A 21,393-nucleotide genomic window follows, 5' to 3' on the forward strand; every position below is an offset into this window, starting at 1 on the left:
GTAAAAAATCTATGGCTAAGAGTAAAGGTGTTCGCATAATAGTGACACTGGAATGTACTGAGTGTCGCACTAATCTAGACAAGCGTTCTGCTGGTGTTTCACGGTACACTAGTACTAAGAACCGTCGCAATACAACTAACCGCCTAGAACTGAAAAAGTTCTGCACCCACTGCAATAAACATACCGTTCACAAGGAAATTAAGTAAAAGATGAGCTATTACCGTCGTCGTCTGTCTCCAATTAAGCCAGGAGACCCAATTGATTATAAGGATGTTGATTTGTTACGTAAGTTTGTCACCGAACGGGGTAAGATACTACCGCGTCGGATCACAGGACTTACATGCAAACAACAGCGAGACTTGACATTAGCAATTAAACGTGCGCGGATTGTGGCTTTATTGCCTTTTATTAATGCCGAAGGCTAAAACAATTTTGGATTTGGGATTTCAGATTTTGGATTAATAGAAAAAGCTGCTTTTAAATAACAATTAGCTTTGTCTTTTTGATTCCAAAATCTCAAATCTGAGTAATAAAGTCTAAAATTGGTTTGACATAAAAAATCTTGGGATTCAGGATTTAATCAGTCGATATTAAATCCAAAATCCTCAATCTAAAATTTAAAATTACTAGAGTGCGAGAGTTGTGGAGAAGGGGACGCTAGTTGAATTTCGGGTTCAAGGCGATCGCCGTCTGGGTGTAGTAGAACGTCCAGATGGCAAAACCCGTTGGTTTGTGGTAGACGAACGCAGTCAATCCCATAGCCTCGCGCCGAGACAAATTACTTATACAGTTAACGGACAAGCCTACAAAACCTCTGAAATCGTCAGCTTTTTAGAGCAGGTCAAGCCTTATTTAGATCCATCAAGCTTAGAAGTAGCCTGGGAATTACTAGTAGAAGACGGGGAAACAGTTACACCTGCCGAAATGGCAAATCTGTTGTTTTCTCAATCAGACCCTGCTCCTTGTTATGCCGCACATTGCTTGTTATCAGATGATAAATTCTATTTCAAGCAAAAAGGAGACGCTTACGAACCACGAACTGCGGCTCAGGTGGCAGAACGCAAACACCAAATAGAAGTAGAAGCTCTCAAGGCGAAGGGACAGCAGGAATTTTTAGCTCGTGTAGAGCAAGCCCTGCAAGGTGAAACGGTAGAATGGCAGCGTCACGATCGCCAGCGCTTAGAAGGACTGGAAAAATACGCAGCACTGTTGGCGGATGTTGTGAAAATAGGAGTAAATTTTGACTCTCTAGGTCGTGCCTATCCTCCGTCAACCTCAGTCTTAGAGACTATGACCATGCTAGGCCGTCCTGCAACTCCCCAAGGAGCCTTGCAATTATTGATAGACCTAGGTTGGTGGAATGTCCATGAAAACTTGTTCTTGCGTCGTTCGTCAATTCCGGTTCAGTTTCCTCACAAGGTATTAGAAGTGGCGCAACAGCGTTTGGATTTTCCACCAGCTGACTTAGATGCAAATCGCCTAGATTTGAATCATTTGAAGGTTTACACAATTGATGATGAAAGCACCACTGAAATCGATGATGGTCTGAGTTGGGAATTACTCCCTGATGGACGACAGCGCTTGTGGGTACACATTGCTGATCCTACCCGGTGGTTAATGCCAGAAGATGATTTAGATTTAGAAGCGAGGAAGCGGGGAAGTACAGTTTATTTGCCTACTGGGATGATTCCCATGTTCCCCGAAGTATTGGCAACTGGGCCGATGAGTTTAGTTCAAGGGCAAGTTTGTTGTGCCTTGAGCTTTGGGGTTGTTCTAGATCAAAATGGGGCAGTAGAAGATTATTGCATTCATCCTAGTTTGATTAAGCCAACTTATCGCCTCACCTACGAAGATGTAGATGAGATGTTGCAATTGGGTGTACAAGCAGAACCAGAAATAGAAGCGATCGCCAATTGGGCAAGACAGCGCAAATCTTGGCGCTACAATCAAGGAGCCATCAGCATTAATATGCCGGAGGCGATGATCAAAGTCAAAGACGACAATATTGACATTGACATTTTAGATGATTCTTCCTCGCGGCAACTAGTAGCGGAAATGATGATTTTGGCTGGTGAAGTAGCAGCTCGCTACGGTCAAACTCATAATATACCTCTGCCATTTCGGGGTCAGCCGCAGCCAGAATTACCCCCAGAAGAAGAATTGCTTCAGTTACCAGCAGGGTTTGTGCGTGCTTGTGCGATGCGTCGCTGTATGCCCAAAAGTGAAATGAGCATTACTCCCGTGCGTCATGCCGGTTTAGGTTTGGATACCTATACACAGGCAACTTCTCCTATTCGCCGTTATAGTGACTTACTCACCCATTTTCAACTTAAAGCCCACTTACGAGGCGAAGTTCTGCCATTTTCAGCCGAACAACTCAAAGAAGTGATGATGAGTGTCACCAGCACTACCCAAGAATTAGTAATGGTGGAACGGCAAACTAATAGATATTGGGCTTTAGAGTATCTGCGCCGCCATCCTGAGCAAGTTTGGCATGTAACAGTCTTAATGTGGTTGCGGGAAGACAGCAATTTGACACTAATTCTGTTAGAAGACTTAGGCTTGCAATTACCAATGATGTTCAAACGTTTGGTGAGGTTGGGTGAACAGATATTAGTAAAAGTTAGCTTTGCCGACCCGCAAAAAGATTTTATTCAATTTCAAGAAATAATTTATCAAGAAGCTCATACAGCTACAAATTAAATATAAGTTCTGAATAATGTTTGCAATTCCTGTTTTAAAGATAACGGCTGATAACCTAAAGCAAAAGCTTTAGAACTATTTAAAGAAACATCGGCTGGTCTGGGCGCTGCCATTTTCACATCTGCTTGTCGGCAGGATTTAAGTCCAGTGGTGGGGAGTTGAAATACTTCGGTTAGTAACTGCCCAAAATCATAACGAGAAATTCGCTCTTTCCCTCCCAGATGAATATAACCGTTGACTTTTTCTAATGCTAATAATAGTCCTTTTGCCGCAGTTACTGCATTAACTGGCGTGCGAAATTCATCTATAAATAAACTTAGTTCTTTTCCTGCCTGTAAAGTTTGAATAAATGGTTGAATAAAGCTTTTAGCTGTAGGGGTTTTTGCACCAAACATTAATGGCATTCGACATACTGCTGTTTGAGGATATCGCTCTAGCATACCTATCTCAGCCATGACTTTTTGCTCACCATAAATATTGACAGGACATATAGAATCTGTTTCTTGATAAGGAGCATTTAAACCATTAAAAACTAAGTCAGTTGATGTAAAAGCACAAGGAACTGTGTAATCTGCACAAAGTCCAGCAATATTGCAGGATGTTGTCACATTAATTATGTGTGATTCTTGGGGATGGGTTTGACAAAAATTTGGTTGTGATTGTGCCGCTGTATGAATAACTGCTGCTGGGGCAATATCACTAAATATGTCCTTGAGTTGTTGATAATTTGTCAAATCAACTTTTAGTAATTTGATGCCAGAAATTTCTAATTCATGGGAAGAATAAGTGCCATAAACTTCCCATTTTTGCTTTGCTAGTTCGCAAATATGCCATCCTAAAAAACCACTAGCTCCAGTGATTAATAGTTTTTTCATGTTCAATTAAGCAACGTAGCTTTTTACATATTTTAATTGTAGTTAGGGGCTTGCATCATAAATTACGAATTACGAATTACGAATTACTAGTAGGGACTATTTATGTTCCCGGACGAGAGCGAATATAATCGGGTATATGATGGCGATCGCCTAGTATTTCTAACAAAGGGCCGTTAACATCAAATTTCATCATACTTACCGACGCGACCAAAATATTTACTCGATAGCGATAGCGTCCTAAATCAATTCCCAGTAAACTGCAAAGCATAATCCGAATCGTGGCTTTATGGGAAACTACTAAAACATTACCTTGGGGATGTTTTTCTTGAATTTCAGCAATTACAGGCATAGAACGGTTAGCAATATCTACCGCAGTTTCTCCACCTAGAGGTGCATTCCAAGCGGGTTCTGTCAACCATTTTACATAGTTTTCTGCATAGTTCTTTTGGACAAACGATTTACTCTTACTTTCCCATTCGCCGTAACTACCTTCTCTAAGTCCGTCACGCAACTGCATATCCATACCAATAGCATCACAAAATGGCTTGGCAGTTGCCATTGTGCGCTTCATTGGGCTAACATAAACAGCTTCCCACTGCAATTTTTGATAGACATCGGCAAAACTCTCTGCCATCTGCATCCCTTCTGTTGTCAACTCCGCATCGGTTTCACCGCAAAAATTACCACTTTGACTAAAAGTAGTTTCTCCATGTCGCAGTAAATATAAATTGAGTGTCATAGCTTGTATTGCGATTAGGATCAAGAAGTTTGTGCAAAAATAAAATACCATCAATTTAGCAGTCGGTTATGTGACACCAGCACAAAGTAATTAACCAAAAAAGTCAATCAACCACAAACTTTTGAAATCGAAGACAGAAGTAGCGGTTTCATACCATTTCACTAAATTACAGATACAAATTACTTTTCTTACTCCCCCTGCTTCCCCTGCTTCCTCTGCTTCCTCTGCTTCCCCTGCTTGCCCAAATGTATCAACTTTAAAGTGAAACGGTATCAGCGGCCACCTCATCGCCCAAAACATGATAACTTGCTACTTGAAAATCAAACAGCGATCGCCTGACATTGAAAACTAATTAATCAATTCCTGAAACCGCTTGTCACTACGCACTTTATTAAAATCTGGATCAGTTTTTGCTAACTTTTGGTATTTACCAGGAACCATTTGCATAGACTTGTGCAGGTTTTCAAGTGCTAGTTTTGTATTGCTTTGCAAAGCATAAGTGCAAGCTTTATTGTAGTAGGCTTCATCTTTACTTGGCTTGATGGCGATCGCTTTGTCGTATGATATCAGCGCTTCTTGGTATCTTTGCAATTTTGTCAGGGCAATGCCTCGATTAATCCAAGCTGCATACTTGTCTGGTTTGATGGCGATCGCTTTGTTGTAAGATTCTAAGGCTTCTTGATATTTTTGCAATGATGCTAGAGCATTGCCTTGGTTATACCAAGCTTCATCTTTGTCTGGTTTAATGGCGATCGCTTTATTGTAAGATTTTAAGGCTTCTTGATATTTTTGCAATGATGCCAGGGCGTTGCCTCGGTTAATCCAAGCTTCTGCACTCTCAGGTTGAATCGCGATTACCTTGTCGTATGCATTAATAGCGTCTTGGTAGCGTTGTTTGTCTAATAGTTGATCAGCCTGATAAAATAAGTCTTGGGCTTTTTGGTTAGCCTTTGCTTCTGTCAGTAGTTGAGTAACATTGATTTCCTGCACTACTTGCTTGGTATTTTCTGTTGATGAGTTTGCCTCATAACCACAACCGAAGGTGAATAAAGTAATAAAGCCAGAGGCAACGAGGCAGCGCCATAAGACCATGCTGTACCTACAGAAGTCCTAATACAATGTTGAAAAAACGTTGACTTTTTATCATAATATCAAAAATCCTACTTTTTTTTAAATTAATTTTTAGTTTTATATTAGTTAGATTTACTAAAGGTATTAAATATATTAATATATTGTGTCTAATATCCTAATATATTTAGGTATTGTAAATATAAGTTTTTAACTGAGTTATCTGGTTAACCTAGACTTGATCAAGACTTACGTAACTGGCACAGTGTGATCGCCAGTCAATAGTATATAAGTATTTAATCGATTAAGCATTTTTAACTTGAAATTGCGCTTTGGCAAAAGGTTAAAGGGTAAGGGTTAAAGGCTTTTCTTTTCCCTTTTACCCTTCCCCTTTACCCCTTATACCGAAAGATATTGTGGTGGGATGAGCTTAAGCTGAGTTACTATTGTAGACTGGAAAAAATAAACGCAACAGGTAACATTTTACATCTGTAATTCTTAGGCGCAATCTTGACAAATCTCCTAGAACTATACGTCAAGCTGGTGGGATTAGTCCTAGTTGGATTTATCTTGGGACGCAAACTACCTACCGCAGTTCCCACTCGTTTAGGTCGGTTTCTTTTCTGGGTGGGAGTACCTATAAGTATTGTAGCTTTTTTACGTCAAGCCGATTTATCAGGGCAGATTTGGATTGCACCTGCGATCGCTTATTTAGCTATGTTACTAGGGGCATCTTTGGCTTGGCTAGCAATTCAAGGGCAAGTCCATTTCACCAAGACTATTCCTCAACAATCAACTCAAGGTAGTTTGATTTTAGCAGCAATGGTAGGTAACACAGGTTATCTGGGTTTTCCCATTACCTTAGCAATGGTAGGACAAGAATACTTTGCTTGGGCTTTATTCTACGATTTACTAGGGTCACTATTTGGAAATTACGGCTTGGGTGTAGCGCTAGCATCTCATTTTGGTGGCAGTATTGGCAATTTTAAACAAATTGCTCAAGCAATCTTAATTAATCCTGCCTTATGGAGTTTCGGCTTTGGCTTGATGCTGCGACAAGTGACAATACCCAAGATAGTTGAGTTCTATCTAGATAAAATGGGTTGGAGTGTCGTTGCTTTATCTTTAGTATTAATTGGAATGCGGCTTTCAAAGCTTAAGTCTTGGCATAAGTTACCACAGGTAGGGATGAGTTTAGCAATTAAAATGCTCTTAGTTCCCTTAGTTATTGGTATTGCCTTACCACTTTTTGGTGTGACTGGTTCCGCTGCCCAGGTAATAGTATTACAGATGGCAATGCCTCCTGCATTTGGCACATTGGTAATTGCCGAAACTTTTAATCTTGATCGTGACTTAGCTGTTACTGCTTTGGCAGGAGGGGCTATGCTATTGCTGGTGACTTTACCGATTTGGCTATGGCTATTTTGATTGGCGCTATGCGGGTCAGTTGTTAGTTGTCAGCAGTCAGTGGTCAGTGGTCAGTGGTCAGTGGTCAGTGGTCAGCGATGCACTGACTTGTGCTGAGTTTAGCCTGAGCGTCTTGCCTTGAGCGTAGCCGAAAGGAGCCGTAAAGCCTACGGCATAGCTCGCTTAGCGCGTAGCGTCTCCGACAGGAGAAGGGCGTAGTCGAAGTATTGGGCATGGGGCATTGAGATTATTATTCTCCCCTGCTCCCCCTGCTTCCCCTGCTTCCCCTGCTCCCTGCTCCCTGCTCCCTGCTCCCTTTTATCTATAATCTTCTTCATCCCTTTGCCTATCTGGACGACGGCGGCGGCGTGGTCTTTCTTCTCTGTCTTCACGTAAGCGACGACTAACTTCATTAAAGAAATCTCTTCGCAGACAAGGATAGTCGTTTACCCACAAATCATGACTGGGGATGTATACGTCGCTAAATTCTTCAATAGTGCTTAAATCTGAGCGATTTGACATCACGATCATTTCAGCAATTTGACCACGAGTAATAACTTTGTGAGTCTGACGAAGTGGTGCTTCCAACTCTACGCTAAATCCTGTGTCATCGCCCACTTCTAAGTTAATCCGTTTTTCCCGATTTTCAACAATCACCAATTCACCTCTACTGTTGACGGTTTCTTGTTTACCTATCAATCGGTCTGTAATCCACCAATCTAAAATTCGACCACGGAAAAAACCGCTGTATTTGTAACGGCGGGTTTTTGTATTCCGGATACTTGCCTGAAACACTGGATACCACAGCCAAAAAAAAGCACCAAAAACCCCTACCAAAAAGATGATTCCACCAAATTCCAATTTGAAGAAAACTCTAATTAGGAAAATTACAGCTATAGTAACTACAGAAATTAATAAGCGCTGCAAAAAATTGGCAAATTTCCCCCAGTAGTACTTGTATTGTTGGCTAGTGGCTATTAAAGGTACAAGTTGTTCAAATTTTTGGCGGGTCAATGGGACTAACATATTTGGGGAGTAGGAATTGGGGAGTTTGCAGCTTAGAGGATCTTTTCTAATCCATATACTAACGACTTTAGCTGAGAGACTTTACGAATCGCCAGTAAAACTCCTGGCATGTAGCAAGAGCGATCGCTTGTGTCATGTCGTAAAGTATAGATTTGACCCGATGCGCCAAAAATTACTTCTTGATGAGCAATTAGTCCTGGTAAACGCACGCTGTGAATCCGAATGCCTTCTTCTGCTACACTGCCTCTAGCTCCGGGTAGTTTCTCGGTTTCTTTTACAAGAGGTTGGTTAAAAGGTTTACCCAGTTCGGCTAACAATTGCGCGGTCTGAATCGCCGTACCACTGGGGGCATCAGCTTTTTGGTTGTGGTGCAGTTCGATAATTTCTACATGATCAAAATATTGAGAAGCGGCGATCGCTGCTTGTTGCAACAGCACCATTCCTATGGAAAAATTAGGAATAATTAGACAACCAGTACTAGCTTTTTCGGCAAAGTCTGCCAAATTTTGAATTTGTTCTGCATTTAAACCCGTTGTGCCGACTACCGGACGAATACCGTAGGCGATCGCACTCCGCACATTATCATAAACTGAATCGGGATGCGTAAAGTCTACAATCACCCCTGGAGGCAGCTGTCTTTCCCCAGCTACGTACCCCAGCATTGGTTCTAACTGATTAGTAATAGGAACTTCCAGAGGTTCGCTTAAACCTGCTAATTCTCCAGCATCTTGACCTTGGTGTTCGGGGCTGGTGTCAACTGCACCCATGAGAGTTAAATCTGGCGCTTGCGTCACCGCTTTAATCACTTCGCGCCCCATTTTGCCAGCAGCACCATTAATAATAACTGGAATCGGCGTTTGATTAGTCATAGGTTAAGAAATACCCTTTGAATCAATATAAAGAACTTATAAAATTAAACAACAAAAGTGATGGCGTGTGTATAAATTAAGAGACTATGACTTACGCAATAACTCTTTAAAACTCTTATTACTCCGTGTACTCAGCGTTCTCTGCGGTTTCCTTTTCTGTTACCTATCCCTAAATTTTGTCAACTAATAATCGTTATATCCTTGTTGAAAATTAATTCCTACAAAATAAGTTAAAAATTAATATGTTTGCTCCACTTCGCCGTTTTATAAGTCAATTTTTTAACAGGTCAAATACAGTCAATAATGAACCTCTAAATAAAGTTAGTCTGATTGTTATTATTCTGATTGATATTTTTATTCTCATCAATGTTTTTACAGGCTTAGATGATATTAGTAGATGGCATCTTAGTCCTTCACAGGCTTATCCATGTTATTTCGAGTGGCAAAATTATCAGACACAAAAGATTAAAGATAAAGACTATAATATTATCCAGCTTTCCCTCACGTCTAATGAAAATCAATCTAGTCAACAGCAAATTTATCAACAAATAAAAACAGGACATTTAGGTAAGGTTTCTCCAACTTGTCTGAAATATGCGGAATATAAAGATAAAATCAATAATTCTCAAAATCGGCAAGAGATAAAAATTATCAATCAAAAACAAGAAAAAATTTCTGCGCTTAGACAAGCTAACAGCAGTATTCGTCAGCGATATGACTCTACACTTTTAGAAAAGATAGCAGGTCAACCTCGTGAGCAATCAATTAATCAAGTCAGTGCTGAAAAAGCGAAACTTGAATTAGAGCAAAACAATCAGAATATTTATATCCTTGAAAAAGAAATTGCTAATCTTAAAAATGAACTGCTAGCTCAACTAGAAAGCACTAGCTTTCTAAATTTTTTGAATAACAAAGAGCAATTTATTACAACTCAAAAAGGTTATCAGCAGGCATCGTTTTGGTATCCCAGTATTCAACTGGGTTTTCAATCAATTTTTCTATTGCCACTGATTTGTGTGGCTTTATTAGTTCATAATTTAGCTCAACAAAAAGGATATGGACTAATTAAACTAATTAGCTGGCATTTGCTTGTCATCTTTTTTATCCCGTTAATTCTGAAAGTTTTTGAATTTCTGCAAATCGGCGTACTATTTGAATTTGTTTTTAATATAATTAGCACCATTTTTGGAAGGTTACTTTTCCTCGTTAGTTATATTTATATCTTGCTAGTGCCATTGATAGGTTTTGGAATTATCAAGTTTTTTCAAAAAGTTGTTTTTAATCCTCAAGTCCAGGCAATTAGTAGAGTTCAAAAATCATCCTGTATTCAGTGTGCTAAAAAAATTCGGCAGAATGATATTTATTGTCCTTACTGCGGTTGCGATCAATACATTGAATGCCAACAATGTCACGAACTGACTTACAGACTAATACCATACTGTAAGCATTGCGGACATTTCAAGGCTTAATATAATTGGCTACGGCTATAAAGCTGAATATTTTAATGAATATGTGAATATTTCGCCTTTTTGTGTTATCAGAGTTGATATTGTGTTATCTATCAGTAATTATTCGTATAGTATGAGGCAGAGAACTGTACGCCGCTAAAAACCCTACGTGAAATTGTTGATAACACCGTGAAAAAAATCCTAATTTTGTCAGCAAATCCCACAAATACGGAAAAGCTGCGCTTAGATGAAGAAGTCCGGGAAATTCAGGCGGGGTTGGAACGTGCCAAAATTCGGGAGCAGTTTGAAATTATCACCAAATGGGCAGTGCGTCCTGACGATTTGCGTCGCGCCCTTTTAGATTATGAACCAGAAATCGTCCATTTTTCGGGACATGGGGGAGGAAATCAAGGCTTGGCTTTGGAAAATAATTCCGGGCAATTGCAACCAGTGAGTACAGAGTCACTGACTCGGTTGTTGAAATTATTTCAGAACAAAATTGAGTGTATTGTCTTAAACGCCTGTTACAGTGAAGTGCAAGCCGAAGCGGTTCATCAACAGATTAATTATGTAGTGGGTATGAATCGGGCAATTGGCGATCGCGCAGCGATTAAGTTTGCCGTCGGGTTTTATGATGCATTAGGGGCAGGTAGATCTTATGAGGATGCTTACGAGTTTGGTTGTTTGGCGATTGATTTAGAGAGTATTCCCGAATCTGCCACCCCGGTATTGAAATGCAGACATAATTTAGCAGCAGCTGAACCGAAACCACAAACTCAGCGTATTTTTATTAGCTATAAGCGTCATGCCGAACCCGATGAAACCGTGGTGCTGCAAGTTTTTCAGGCGCTTTCCTCACAGCATCAAGTCTTTATTGACCAAACAATGTCTGTAGGGACACATTGGGCTGAATGCATCGAAGCAGAAATTAGTCAAGCAAATTTTATGATTCTTTTTTTGTCATCTCATTCAGTCCACAGTGAGATGGTAGAAGCAGAAGTGAAGATGGCGCATAATTTAGCCCAAGTGCAGGGCGGAAAACCTGTGATTCTGCCAGTGCGTTTGGCTTATCGCCAGCCTTTTCAGTACCCTTTAAGCGCCTATTTAAATCATATTAATTGGGCATTTTGGCAAGATGCGGCAGATACACCGCGCCTGATTGATGAATTAAAACAAGCTGTTTCTGGGGGTGCATTGACGATTAGTGAGGAGAAATCGAAGGCAGATTTACTGCAAATCAGTGAACCGTCACCTCTTCCTCAACCCTTTGCTTCAGCACAGCCGGACTGCTTAGAAATGCCATCAGGGACGATGGAATCTCAATCTAATTTTTACGTAGAACGTTCCTCTGATGCCGTAGCCCTCCAGACAATCGAGCGTCAAGGCGTGACTGTTACGATTAAAGGACCGCGGCAAATGGGTAAGAGTTCGCTGTTAATTCGCACGATTGAAACTGCGGTGAATGCTGGTAAACATGTAGCTTTGCTGGATTTTCAATTGTTTGATAAAGCGGCTTTAACTAATGCTGACTTGTTTTTTCGTCAGTTCTGCATTTGGCTAACTGATGAGTTGGCAATGACAGATAAAGTTGAGCAGTATTGGGATATGCCTTTAGGTAATAGCCAGCGTTGCACTCGTTATGTAAGTCGTTATTTATTAAAAGAGTTTGGCAACCCTCTAGTTTTGGCAATGGATGAAGTAGAGAGGGTGTTTGATACTGATTTTCGCTCAGATTTCTTTGGGATGCTGCGGAGTTGGCACAATAGCCGCGCTACTACTGCGGTGTGGAAGCAACTAGATTTAGCGTTGGTAACTTCCACAGAACCTTACCAATTAATTGATAATCTTAACCAATCGCCTTTTAATGTGGGGCAAGTGATTGATTTAGAAGATTTTACACCCGCACAGGTAGCAGACTTGAATCGCCGTCATGGTTCGCCCCTCAACCCCAACGAAGAACGGCAATTAATAGCGTTACTGAATGGGCATCCTTATTTGGTACGTTTGGCACTCTACGAAATTGCCAGTCAGCGCCTGACTACGGCTGAGGTGTTCGCTCATGCTACGGCGGATAAAGGTCTATTTAGTAATCATCTGCGGAATCATCTGTTTCGATTACATAACAAACCGGAATTAGTGCAAGGAATGCTTCAGGTAATTCGTCAAAACACTTGTGAAGATGAAGGCGTTTTCTTTCGGTTGCGGGGTGCGGGTTTAGTGCGGCGGGAAGGGCGTGTAATTTTGCCGCGTTGTCAACTTTATGCCGATTATTTTCGGGAGAATCTGCGTGGTTAAACCAATCATTTACACTGTAGGCGGGACGGTACAGGCTGGGGGTGGTGTTTATATTCCCCGCCAAGCTGATGAGGAATTGCTGAGTTTATGTCGGTCAGCAATTTTTACTTATGTTCTCACGCCGCGCCAGATGGGTAAGTCGAGTTTGATGGTACGCACAGCCCAAACCCTGACAGCAGAAGGTATTAAAGCGGTGATTGTTGACCTCCAGGAATTGGGGGCAAATGTCACTGCCGAACAGTGGTATTTGGGCTTTTTGGTGAAGTTAGATGACCAACTGATGTTAGATACCGATGTGGTGAGTTGGTGGCAAGAACACCAGCATTTAGGGGTTTCGCAACGGCTGACATTGTTTTTTGAGCATGTGTTATTGGCTGAAGTTGAGGGGCAAATAGTCGTGTTTGTGGATGAAATTGATTCCACCCTTAGCTTAGATTTTACCGATGATTTTTTTATTGCAATTCGTTATTTGTATGTTGCCCGTGCGACTAATGCCGAATTTAACCGTTTATCTTTTGTGTTGATGGGGGTAGCAACTCCTGGGGATTTGATTCGGGATGCCAAGCGTACACCGTTTAATATTGGTACGCAGGTGGATTTGACTGATTTTACTTTTGAAGAAGCTTTACCCCTGGCCGAGGGTTTGGGTTTACTGGCTGATGAGGCTCAAAAAGTTTTGCGATGGGTGCTGAAATGGACGGGAGGGCATCCTTATTTAACACAGCGTTTGTTTGGTGCTTTATTAGCAGAGGGGAGTAGGGATGTAGACAAGATAGTTAGCAGCACATTTTTTGGTTTGATGAGTGAGCAAGATAATAACTTGCAATTTGTGCGGGATATGTTGACTAAACGCTCACCAGATATGGAGGTTTTGACTATATATCGGGAGATTCGCCGGGGTAAGCGGGCAATTGTAGATGAGGAACAATCGTTAGTTAAATCTCACTTAAAGTTGTCGGGGGTGGTGCGGCGTGAAAATAATGTTTTGCGGGTGAGAAATCAAATCTATCGGCAAGTATTTAATGGCAAGTGGATTAATCAATATTTGCCGTTTAATTTGCGGGATAGGTGGGAAAGGCTGAAACCGGCATTGCCCTATGTGGTTGCATTGGTATTGTTTTCGGGTTTAATGACGCTAGTGGCTGCGTATGTGAATAACCAACGCCTGATAGCAGAAGAACAACGCAGTAAGGCTCAAGAAGCCCAAAAAGAAGCACAAACCCAAAAGCAAAGAGCTGAAAACCAAGCTGCTAAAGCTCGTGAACAACAGGAAAGAGCAGAAAAACAAAGCCGAGAAGCAAAAAGACAAAAGCTAAGGGCTGAAGCAGGAGAGAAACAAGCCAAGTCTGCCCAAACAACAGCTGAAAAACGAGGTGTAGAACTAGCCGCAGCCCTCCAGCAAGCCCAAGCAGCTCAAACAGCCGAAGCCCAGCAGCGTCGAGTGGCAGAAGAACGAAAAAAACAAGCACAAGATGCCCAGAAACGTGCTGAACGAAACTTGTTAGAAGCCGACAGGCAGCGAAATATTGCCAAACAACAAGAACAGACAGCCGAAAAGCGCCGCATTAATGCCGAAATTCTGGCTGAGAGTTTAAAGTCACAAAACTTGTTGGCATCAAATTTGGAGATAGAAGCGTTAGTCGCAGGTTTGACATTAGGCAAACGACTAAAAACACTAGATAAAAATATAGAGTCAGATACCCGTGTTTCAGCTATAGCTTCTCTCCAGCAGGTGGTTTATGGAGTTAAGGAACGTAATCGATTAGAAGGTCATAGCAATTATGTCTATGGCGTGGCTTTTAGCCCCGATGGCAAAAACATTGCCTCTGCTAGTAAAGACAACACCGTAAAGTTGTGGAATCGCAACGGACAACTGTTACAAACTCTCCAAGGTCATAGCAATTGGGTTTATAGCGTGGCATTTAGCCCCGATGGCAAAACCATTGCCTCTGCCAGTGAGGACAACACCGTGAAGTTGTGGAATCTCAACGGACAACTGTTACAAACTCTCCAAGGTCATAGCGATTCGGTTTGGGGTGTGGCATTTAGTCCAGATGGCAAAACCATTGCCTCTGCTAGTAAAGACAACACCGTAAAGTTGTGGAATCTCAACGGACAACTGTTACAAACTCTCCAAGGTCATAGCGATTGGGTTAGGGGTGTGACATTTAGCCCTGACGGTCAAATTATTGCCTCTGCTAGTAAAGACAAAAAGGTAAAGTTGTGGAATCTCAACGGACAACTGTTACAAACTCTCAAAGGTCATAGCGATTCGGTTTGGGATGTGGCATTTAGCCCTGACGGTCAAATGATTGCCTCTGCTAGTAACGACAAAAAGGTAAAGTTGTGGAATCTCAACGGACAACTGTTAGAAACTCTCCAAGGTCATAGCCATTTGGTTTGGGGCGTGGCATTTAGCCCTGACGGTCAAATTATCGCTTCTGCGAGTTCAGATACAATGGTGAAGTTATGGAATCTCAACGGTCAAGAACTGCAAACTCTCAAAGGTCATAGCAGTTCGGTTTGGGATGTGGCATTTAGCCCCGACAGTCAAATTATTGCCTCTGCCAGTGACGACAAAACGGTGAAGTTGTGGAATCACAATGGGCAACAAGAATTGCAAACTCTTAAAGGTCACAGTAAGTTGGTTAGGGGTGTAGCATTTAGCCCTGACGGTCAAATTATTGCCTCTGCTAGTGACGACAAAACGGTGAAGTTGTGGAATCGCAATGGGCAAATGTTACAAACTCTCCAAAGTCATAGCAACTTTGTCAATGGTGTGGCATTTAGCCCTGATGGCAAAACCATTGCCTCTGCTAGTACAGACAACACAGTGAAGTTGTGGAATCGCAATGGGCAACAAGAATTGCAAACTCTTAAAGGTCACAGTAAGTCGGTTAAGGGTGTGGCATTTAGCCTTGACGGTCAAATTATTGCCTCTGCCAGTGAGGACAAAACGGTGAAGTTGTGGAATCTCAATGGGCAAATGTTACAAACTCTCCAAGGTCATAGCAACTTTGTCAATGGTGTGGCATTTAGCCCTGATGGCAAAACCATTGCCTCTGCCAGTGAGGACAACACAGTGAAGTTGTGGAATCTCAATGGTCAAGAACTCCAAACTCTCAAAGGCCATAGCAACTCTGTCAATGGTGTGGCATTTAGCCCTGATGGCAAAACCATTGCCTCTGCCAGTGAGGACAACACAGTGAAGTTGTGGAATCTCAATGGGCAAATGTTACAAACTCTTAGAGGTCATAGCACTTGGGTTAATAGCGTGGTATTTAGTCCTGACGGTCAAATTATTGTCTCTGCTAGTACAGACAAAACAGTGAAGTTGTGGAATCTCAACGGTCAGCAACTCCAAACTCTTAAAGGCCATAGCAGTTCTGTTTTGGGCGTGGCCTTCAGCCCCGATGGCCAAACTATTGCCTCTGCCAGTGATGACAACACGGTGAAGTTGTGGAATCTCAACTTGGATGATTTAATGGCTAAGGGTTGCGCTTGGGCGCGCGATTATTTACAGCACAACCCCAATGTGAGTGAGAAAGATAAGGGGTTGTGTAATTTGTAATACTCGCCAAGGGCGAGAAGCAAGCTACGTAATTCGTAATTATGGATTGGTACTTTATTGCAGGATAAACCGCTATAAGTAAGGTATTGAGAGACTTTTATTAGTTTGCGATCGCGTTTAAAAGCTTGACCTTACGCTGGAAATTTTAAAGGAGTCAGCAACGAGGATGAGATTATCTATTATCCTTCTAAAACTACTGTTGAACTTCCTAGCTATTGCATCTTTGAGAAAAGCTTTGAATTTCTGCTTGAATATTAGCTCTTGCAGATTGTTCTGCAACCTTCAACATCAGAGGCGTAAAATATATCTGCTGTCTTTGTAAAAATTTTTCTAAAACTTGTTTGCGACCGATAATATAATCATTTTCTGCCACCCAAGCATATTCTTGACGAATAGCATTAGCATACTCTTGATAATCAACTGAATCAGCAGCCAAAATTGCCAAATCTGCATCTAGTAAAATGTGGCTATCAATATCATCCGCAGTCGCTTGGTGATGTTTGGTGTTTAGAATCAGACGATGAATTGTCGTTATATAACTAATGGGAATTTCTAAACTATTCATTAACTGACAAGCATATTCAGCACTTTTTTCTTCGTTATCTAAAACTTTAGTATCATAAATAACATCATGAAACCAAGCTGCAAGTTGTACAGCGGGCAAATTTTGGGTATTTTTTTGTAAGGTTTGAATTTTATTTAAAACGTAGTGTATGTGTTGCAATGTATGGTAATAACGACCAGTAGTAGAATATGCCTCAACTACTTGGGTAAAGGTTGTTTTAATCTTGAATTGGTCAACTTCAAAGTATTGCAGTGTATGCTGCCAGTGATTAAATAAAATATTGGTAAGTTTAGCTGTAAGCATATAATCTCACATAACAAGATCCCCGACTTTTTAAAAAGTCGGGGATCTAATTTACTCGGCAAACTCAGCAGCGATCGCATCTGTTTTAGCTGCCATAATAAAATCATTGCGATGCAATCCTTCAATTGCATGTGTCCACCAAGTAACTGTAACTTTGCCCCATTCGGTTAGCAAAGCGGGATGATGTCCTTGTTTTTCGGCTTCTTCACCTACTTGTTGAGTAAAAGCTAGTGCTTTTTGAAAATCGGGAAACTTGTAAACGTGCTGTAAACGTGCTTCCCCATTCTCATCAATTATCTTCCAATCAGGAATCTGAGGCTTAAGTTCAGCAATTTCTGCTTTAGTTATTGGCGGCGAATCACCACTACAAGGAGCGCAAGTTTGTGGTAGTAAAGTCTCCATTGTTCTTACTCCTTCATGATTTCAATTAGTATTTTCCCGACGCTGTATCAGTTACAGCGTCGGACTTATAGCTTAGTCAATCGAAATTGACTGAGGGCCAGTACCCTTACCGTTATGCAGTTCAGTATTAAGGCTGGAATAACTGTGAGGACGAGTCTGTTGATCTAGCCAGCTTTTGACAGGATCATCTGCCAAGTTGAGTCTAAGTACACCAGACACAAACCCACCCAAAAATGAGATTGGGTGCTGAGTAAATTGTTTGAATATTGGTGACAATTCATCAATAAACATTCTATAAGTCTCCTAAGTGCCGTGAAAAATTATCACTTCTTGATCGTAACTTGGAATTGGGCATAGGGAATAAAAGGCAGAGGGGCAGGGTGCGGGGTGCAAGGGGGATGAAGAAGAATTACCTATTTCTCCCTGCTCCCTGCCCCCTGCTCCCCTGCTTCTTTTTTTACGACATTGGTTGCTGGTCTGGAAACATACATTTATCAGAGTCACAACCACTAGGGCCAGCTTCACTCAATTCACCTAAATCATAGCGGCTGAGAACTGCACAAAAATCATCTGTTTTCCGTCGTGCTTTGACATCTTGAGTCAAAAGTTCGTAGGTTGTTTTATCTATCGGCTCAAATGGCAAACGCGGGAATGACTGCAAATCGTCAAAACGAGCTAAAAGAGCTGCTGAGATGTATCCTTGATCATTTTTGATCGCTTCGTAGATCCGTTGTCCTAAAGATTCGATTTCATCAGAACGTAGTTCTAGAGTAGCTGATGTGTTGTGTGTTACATAGTGCTGCTGAACTTGGAGAACAAAATCGAATTGAGCCAAGACAGAAAACTGAGAAACATCAATTTTATCTGCTCCTGGTAAATTAGCCCAAGATACAGCGACGGGGATTTCTACTAGCCATTCGCTGACACGAGCATCAAAAGGATCATTTAACAAGTTGCCTTGTTCATCTTTATCTGATTGGGAAGGAATGACATTGTAACCGTAGTCAATACAGGCTAAAGCTACTGGATCATTTTTACCAAAAGTGATCCGGCGAATAAATCTCTGTGCCTTGGGGGGATGCCATCCAGAACTCGCACCAGTGAGTAAAGCTTTAGTACCACTAGGCTGGACTGTAGTGCAACGATTGGGACGTTTGAGATTATGGCGATCGCAATACTCCCATACAACTCGATGCACAGTATCTTTCCAAAAGCTGAGATATTTCGCTTCTTCGTGCTTGAATTGTAATCCTTGGGTAGTAGTTGGTCTGCCTTCCTCCCACCAACGTAGCCAGTCAACGCCAAAAGCATGAACAAAGAAATCAAATAAACCTGTGAAAGAAACACCCACAATTGGATCTAATTCACGGCTTTCTTGGTAGCGTGGTTCTAAAAATTTATGATTTAAAAGTGCTGCTACAGATAAAGCTCCCGCTGTGAAAGCTTCCTCTTGTTCTTGATAGTTATGTGGGTCAATTTGGTTTAAGTGAACTTCCCCAAGGTTACAGTGAAAATTGCTACCAATAATTTCACCACACGGGTTTAAACCATGACGAGCTAAACGATGTTCTAATTCCTTAGCATCCAAATAAGGATAGTGTGCTTGTAACCATTGTTTTGCTGTTCCTTGTTCATAAGATTTCAAGAAATCAACTTTTAAGGCTTGCGTCGGCAATAAATCACAGTTAGATCTAGCGACAGCTTCACCAGCCCATTGAATCGCACCTTCGCCACTATAATATTGTTTGCGAACAGCATCAACACATTCTTCTAATGTGGGCTTGCGGTGAAACACTCTGGTATGGTTTGCCATCCGTAAAGCATCACGCTCAGGATCAATTCGCCAGTTGCCATTTTTATCTTGCTGCCATAAATTATCTTTAGCAGTAGCTCCTAGTTGGTCGTCAGAAATAAACTGACGTATCCCTGCGCTTCTTCTAATGTTACCGGCAACTATGGTTACAGCAGCTTGATCAATTAATAAACAGCATTCAACTGAGTTTAATTGTCTTCCTACAGCTTTATTGAGAATGGATGCACAACTTTGATAAAGTCCAGGCAATTTAACGGGATTTGCAACTCCTCCAAAGCCGTTTAGAGTTTCTCCGGCTTGACGGACATCACTTAAATCAACGACTATTTTTACTTCTGTAGAAAATCGTTCATCTGTAGAGAGTTCTAGCAAGCTTTGATAAGATTCCACCCAGCCTTCACGGCTATCTCCCACACGGATAGTAACCTTGTGACCTTCTATATTGGTTTGGGTATATTCATGGCGTAATTCTGGAGATGTGCTACCAATTTCTCCACTTACCGTCACATTTAAGTAATTACGGATAGCAGGTAATTGATTAATATACTGCGGTTCTATAATGGCTCCCGTACCACAACCCATCATCGCCAAATCCATCATTAACCCGAAGGCATTCCAGTCTTCTAGGTTGGTAGATGTGCAGTTATAAGCCCCAGAAAAGTTTTTAGGTTTGGCTATCCAGTCAGTGCCACCAACCCACAGCCAGCGTCCACTAGGGAGAGCCTTAAGATTGCGTTGCATGTTCTCTAAGATGGCAATTTCTTCTGGGCGTAACTTGCCTAAATCGATTATGCCTTGGAGGGTGCGATCGCAAACCTCATCCCATGTTTCTCTTAGCCCTGCCTTTGTGCGGCGGCTGTAAGTTCTAAAAAATACTGGATTAGCAGCTGGCGCAGTTTCCGGGAACTGCGTACTTTGACGTTTTCTTTCAAGCTCTTGAACCATAAATTAGGTGTTTTGCGTTCTTGTTGGGTGCGGACAGATTATGACTATACGCCAAGTGGAATTAGGATTAAAGATTGCAAAATTTTCCACTTTGCGCTACTCCTCCACCTGTAAGAATTGCAACAAAATTGATCATGTATAATATGTCTTTGCTATTGTGCAAATGCCTCTACTGAGTTGCAAATATGAACAGTATTTTGGTGGTGGATATCAGAAATTTCATAGCTTCATTTTAGATTAGTTAAGCTCATTCCACCCCTGGAAGGGGCGGGATTTCGTGTCAGTGGTCAGTAGTCAGTAGTCAGTAGTCAGTTGTTTTTGCTACTGACCCCTTCGGGGTTCGCCAGTCGCTCATGGGGGCAACCCCCAAGACCGCGCTGGCTCACCACTGACTACTGACACTTGACGGCGACTATCCCGGACACTCCTTGTTCGCGAGACTCGTCTCTGAAAGAGAAGAAGTGGGCTTCCCGCCGCCTTTTGGTAAACCATTTCGGCGCAGGAGTAGGAATCAGCTGACTTTAAGTTATTTAATACAACTTGCGGAAATTAAAAGAACGCATACACAGCGCTCAAACTCAAGGAATAATATGAAGTTTTGTTACACATTGCGTAATTATTACAAGGCAAGGTGAGGTTTATATGTGTGAGGGTTAGAGGAACTTAATTTTTTTGCTAAGAGTCCTTTCTCTCGTGGTTCTACTTAGTTAATACAAATAGTAACTAGCAAAAAAGGCAAAAATCATGGAATCTCAAAAGATACAGCAAATCAATACTTCTGAGAATTTAGAACAGTTGCAAGATGAGATTGCTCAGAGAGAAAGTGGAGAAAAAAATATGGATTCTGATTTTCAAAAATCACATTCAGTAACTATGTTAATTCAGGATTTATTAAACTTAGAAAATGAAATTGGACAAAAATTTCGTGAGCTGATAAATAACTCTAATTTTGAGAAATTGCTGGAAAAATCTAATTTATCAAAACAAGCAGTTATAAGATTTGAGTGTAGTATTGAGTTAAATGACATTCAAGTTGATGATAATAGAGAAAATCAAACAATTACCAAATTCACAAAAACAATTCAAAATAGGGAACTTCAGTTAGTAGGATGTATGACGTATTGGGACCCAAATTGCGATGTTGATGGTTGCTCGGTAACAATATGCAAACCTTAATATTCTGTTATTAGTAGAACTCACGCCCTGGTGACGAAAACTAAACCTTTGCGATTACTACTCTTCGAGAAGCCGCTAACGCGTCTACGCTTTGTACCCCCTGCGGAAACGCTAAGAGCGAACGTAATAATGTAAAATCATAATCGTTGCGTAAGTTCTGATTAGTTTCACTAATTTATTGAACAGAA

The 21,393-nt window shown here is 41.3% G+C and carries 17 protein-coding genes and 1 pseudogene; 8 read left to right on the top strand and 10 right to left on the bottom strand.

Features of this window, described 5'->3' with window-relative positions:
• Nucleotides 1-11 precede the first annotated feature (11 nt).
• From rpmG to QI031_RS00740, 3 genes are all read left to right on the top strand, one after another.
• Nucleotides 12-206 (top strand): 50S ribosomal protein L33, encoded by a 195-nt coding sequence (gene rpmG, locus QI031_RS00730; RefSeq protein WP_281483334.1) that lies wholly within the window; start codon nt 12-14, stop codon nt 204-206.
• 3 nt (nt 207-209) lie between these two features.
• The gene (gene rpsR / locus QI031_RS00735; RefSeq protein WP_214439325.1) at nt 210-425 is read left to right on the top strand and encodes a 30S ribosomal protein S18; all 216 of its coding nucleotides are present in this window, start codon (nt 210-212) and stop codon (nt 423-425) included.
• Between the two features lie 217 nt (nt 426-642).
• Nucleotides 643-2,703: a ribonuclease catalytic domain-containing protein gene (locus QI031_RS00740; RefSeq protein ID WP_281483335.1), complete on the top strand. Its 2,061-nt coding sequence runs from the start codon at nt 643-645 to the stop codon at nt 2,701-2,703.
• Here the strand turns inward: QI031_RS00740 and QI031_RS00745 are convergent.
• The 4 genes from QI031_RS00745 to QI031_RS00760 all read right to left on the bottom strand — a co-directional run bounded on the left by QI031_RS00745 (nt 2,700) and on the right by QI031_RS00760 (nt 5,409).
• Nucleotides 2,700-3,578, bottom strand: a complete 879-nt coding sequence (locus QI031_RS00745; RefSeq protein ID WP_281483336.1) for an SDR family oxidoreductase — start codon at nt 3,576-3,578, stop codon at nt 2,700-2,702. The two genes, QI031_RS00740 and QI031_RS00745, sit on opposite strands and share 4 nt — an antisense overlap.
• Before the next feature lie 100 nt (nt 3,579-3,678).
• Nucleotides 3,679-4,317, bottom strand: coding sequence for a histidine phosphatase family protein (locus tag QI031_RS00750; RefSeq protein ID WP_281483337.1), 639 nt, complete (start codon nt 4,315-4,317; stop codon nt 3,679-3,681).
• Nucleotides 4,318-4,407: 90 nt separating this feature from the next.
• The gene (locus tag QI031_RS00755) at nt 4,408-4,605 is read right to left on the bottom strand and encodes a hypothetical protein (RefSeq protein ID WP_281483338.1); all 198 of its coding nucleotides are present in this window, start codon (nt 4,603-4,605) and stop codon (nt 4,408-4,410) included.
• A 60-nt stretch (nt 4,606-4,665) separates the two neighbouring features.
• The gene (locus QI031_RS00760; RefSeq protein WP_281483339.1) at nt 4,666-5,409 is read right to left on the bottom strand and encodes a tetratricopeptide repeat protein; all 744 of its coding nucleotides are present in this window, start codon (nt 5,407-5,409) and stop codon (nt 4,666-4,668) included.
• A gap of 486 nt (nt 5,410-5,895) precedes the next feature.
• Here QI031_RS00760 and QI031_RS00765 point away from each other — a divergent pair, with 486 nt between their 5' ends.
• On the top strand, nt 5,896-6,813 hold the full coding sequence (locus QI031_RS00765; protein ID WP_281483340.1) for an AEC family transporter: 918 nt from the start codon (nt 5,896-5,898) through the stop codon (nt 6,811-6,813).
• Between the two features lie 297 nt (nt 6,814-7,110).
• Here QI031_RS00765 and QI031_RS00770 read toward each other — a convergent pair whose 3' ends face one another.
• A complete protein-coding gene (locus QI031_RS00770; RefSeq protein WP_281483341.1) occupies nt 7,111-7,818 on the bottom strand; it encodes a phosphate ABC transporter permease in 708 nt (235 codons plus the stop codon).
• A gap of 32 nt (nt 7,819-7,850) precedes the next feature.
• The gene (gene dapB, locus QI031_RS00775; RefSeq protein ID WP_281483342.1) at nt 7,851-8,687 is read right to left on the bottom strand and encodes a 4-hydroxy-tetrahydrodipicolinate reductase; all 837 of its coding nucleotides are present in this window, start codon (nt 8,685-8,687) and stop codon (nt 7,851-7,853) included.
• Nucleotides 8,688-8,929: 242 nt separating this feature from the next.
• On the opposite strand from dapB, the gene QI031_RS00780 reads away from it, so the two are divergent.
• From QI031_RS00780 to QI031_RS00790, 3 genes and pseudogenes are all read left to right on the top strand, one after another.
• Complete coding sequence (locus QI031_RS00780) at nt 8,930-10,156, top strand: hypothetical protein (RefSeq protein WP_281483343.1); 1,227 nt, start codon at nt 8,930-8,932, stop codon at nt 10,154-10,156.
• Between the two features lie 150 nt (nt 10,157-10,306).
• Nucleotides 10,307-12,430: pseudogene (locus QI031_RS00785) on the top strand (AAA-like domain-containing protein); the annotation flags it as partial.
• On the top strand, nt 12,423-16,001 hold the full coding sequence (locus QI031_RS00790; RefSeq protein ID WP_281483344.1) for a WD40 domain-containing protein: 3,579 nt from the start codon (nt 12,423-12,425) through the stop codon (nt 15,999-16,001). The pseudogene QI031_RS00785 and the gene QI031_RS00790, both read left to right, overlap by 8 nt.
• A gap of 208 nt (nt 16,002-16,209) precedes the next feature.
• Here the strand turns inward: QI031_RS00790 and QI031_RS00795 are convergent, their stop codons facing one another.
• The 4 genes from QI031_RS00795 to nrdJ all read right to left on the bottom strand — a co-directional run bounded on the left by QI031_RS00795 (nt 16,210) and on the right by nrdJ (nt 20,029).
• A complete protein-coding gene (locus QI031_RS00795; RefSeq protein WP_281483345.1) occupies nt 16,210-16,869 on the bottom strand; it encodes an HD domain-containing protein in 660 nt (219 codons plus the stop codon).
• A 51-nt stretch (nt 16,870-16,920) separates the two neighbouring features.
• Entirely contained in the window at nt 16,921-17,271 is a 351-nt protein-coding gene (locus QI031_RS00800; RefSeq protein WP_281483346.1) for a 4a-hydroxytetrahydrobiopterin dehydratase, read from the bottom strand.
• A 72-nt stretch (nt 17,272-17,343) separates the two neighbouring features.
• Nucleotides 17,344-17,562 (bottom strand): ssl0294 family protein, encoded by a 219-nt coding sequence (locus QI031_RS00805; protein ID WP_281483347.1) that lies wholly within the window; start codon nt 17,560-17,562, stop codon nt 17,344-17,346.
• A 166-nt stretch (nt 17,563-17,728) separates the two neighbouring features.
• Entirely contained in the window at nt 17,729-20,029 is a 2,301-nt protein-coding gene (nrdJ, locus tag QI031_RS00810) for a ribonucleoside-triphosphate reductase, adenosylcobalamin-dependent (RefSeq protein ID WP_281483348.1), read from the bottom strand.
• 744 nt (nt 20,030-20,773) lie between these two features.
• Here nrdJ and QI031_RS00815 point away from each other — a divergent pair.
• Nucleotides 20,774-21,205 carry a hypothetical protein gene (locus QI031_RS00815; protein WP_281483349.1) on the top strand — a complete coding sequence of 144 codons (432 nt, stop codon included), beginning with the start codon at nt 20,774-20,776 and terminating at the stop codon, nt 21,203-21,205.
• Nucleotides 21,206-21,393: the final 188 nt, after the last annotated feature.

Origin of the sequence: Halotia branconii CENA392, assembly GCF_029953635.1 — a bacterium.
Classification (GTDB): domain Bacteria; phylum Cyanobacteriota; class Cyanobacteriia; order Cyanobacteriales; family Nostocaceae; genus Halotia; species Halotia branconii.